We start from the raw sequence: 2,033 nt of genomic DNA, 5'->3' as shown, positions 1-2,033 counted from the left end.
GCAAGAAAAACGACAGATGGAATTCGCACCCTCTGTCATGACCACCACCGGCTTCAACATCGATCCGGAATGGTTCCCTGCATCGGTGTGATCTGTGACACGGGACGAGATCTGACTCTTGGTCACCTACATGGATAAGTCGACAAGATCATGATCACCCACACCTATGACCGCACTTCAGGTGACCAAAAGCCGCACTTACGACATGGTCAAGGCGGAGTCACGTACTCCCCATTCCTTCGTCACAACTTCATAAATTCCTCATACATGGACTGGCTGTGCCGAACGTGTGATCGTGTGCGCGACTCTGCCCCGCGGCCCGCCCGACCGGGGCCGTTCGTGCTGTCCGTATCCGCCTGGTTCACACGGGAGTAGACCGCCGCCGTGTCCGCGCCGCATCGTTTTCTCAGCCCCTTCGTGCGCACGCGCACCAGGCTGGCTGTCACCCTCGGCCTCGTACTGGCCGCCCTGACCGCAGCCCTGTTGCCCTGGTGGCAACCCGACGACACCTCACCACCCGAGGCCGGCAAGGCCACGGATGCCCGCCAGGCCTCGACGGGGCTGCGTGACGAGAAGGCCGCCCAGGCCGAGGCCAAGCGCACCCGCAAGCAGGTCCTGATCGACACCGCGACCACGGCCACCGAGCAGACCTGGGCGCTGCCCGACGGCAAGCTGCGCACGCGGATGACCGCGACGCCGGCCCGGGCGAAGACCGCGAACGGCACCTGGGCTGCGATCGACAACCACCTGCGCCGGGTGAAGAACGCCCCGCGCAACCTGGGTGTCCAGCCCGTCAACGCCGCCCAGCCGATCCGCTTCTCCAGCGGCACCAAGGCCGCACACGCCGACCGCTCCCTCGCCCGCGCCCCGCTCGCCGAGGGCGGCCAGGACTCGGTGCTGGCCGAGGTCGACATCAACGGCCACACCGTCGCCTACACCTGGCCCGGCACCCTGCCCGAGCCGGTCCTGGACGGCTCGCGCGCCCTGTACTCCGAGGTCCTGCCCGGCGTCGACCTGCTCCTGGTCGCGCGTGAGGAGGGCGGCTTCGCCCAGCTGCTGATCGTGAAGAGCAAGGAGGCCGCGCAGTCCAAGGCGCTGGCCACCCTCTCCTACGGCCTGCAGTCCCAGACGGCCGTCTTCCACCACGATGCGGCCACCGGCCGCATCCTGGTCAGCGACAAGGCGGGCAAGGAACTCGGCTCGATCCCCACCCCGTTCGCGTGGGACTCCAACGGCCGTGACCCGGAGCTCGACGAGGGCAAGGGCACCCCCCGCACCTCCACCGCCACCGCCTCGGATGTGCTGAAGCTGTCCGGCCTGTCCGGCATCGAGCCCGGCGCCCACAGCGCGCCGATGCCCGTGAAGCTGAACGGTGACGGCACCGGCAGCACGCGCATCGACCTCAACGCCGCGGGCACGGGCCTGTTCACCAAGGCCGACACGAAGTACCCGGTCTTCGTCGACCCGACCCTGAACAGCGGCTGGCTGGCCTGGACGGTGGCCTACAAGCCGTATCCGAACTCCAGCTTCTGGAACGGCACCAACTTCTCCTCCGGCACCTCCGACGCCCGCGTCGGCTACGAGAGCGAGACCGGTGGCACCGCCCGCTCCTTCTGGCGGATGAACTACAGCACCAGCCTGAAGGGCGCGACGATCTCCTCGGCGACCTTCAAGGTCCTCAACAACCACTCCTGGTCCTGCACCACCCGCGAGTTCCAGTTCGCGATCACCGGCGCGATCTCCTCCGGCACGACGTGGAACAAGCAGCCCAGCTGGTCGACCGTGCAGCAGAAGAAGTCCTTCGCGCACGGCTGGTCCTCCACCTCCTGCCCCGACGACTACGAGGACTTCAACGTCAAGGACGCCGCGCAGAAGGGCGCCGACGGCGGCTGGTCGAACATCACCTTCGGCATCCGCGCCACCAGCGAGTCCGACGTCCAGACCTGGCGCAAGTTCAAGGCCACCTCCGCCACCATGGAGGTCGTCTACAACCGGCCGCCCTCCGAGCCCACCGCCGGCAAGACCACCCCCGG

Annotated in this window: 1 protein-coding gene; it reads left to right on the top strand. The window is 67.6% G+C overall.

Features of this window, described 5'->3' with window-relative positions; genetic code table 11:
- Positions 1–384: 384 nt before the first annotated feature.
- A partial coding sequence (locus tag ACZ67Q_RS39360) for a DNRLRE domain-containing protein (protein ID WP_471192443.1) occupies positions 385–2,033 on the top strand: 1,649 nt, incomplete at its 3' end.

This window comes from Streptomyces sp. NPDC036813, assembly GCF_055609245.1.
The sequence above is the reverse complement of the archived record's forward strand: the minus strand, read 5'-3'. Positions and strand labels throughout refer to the sequence as shown.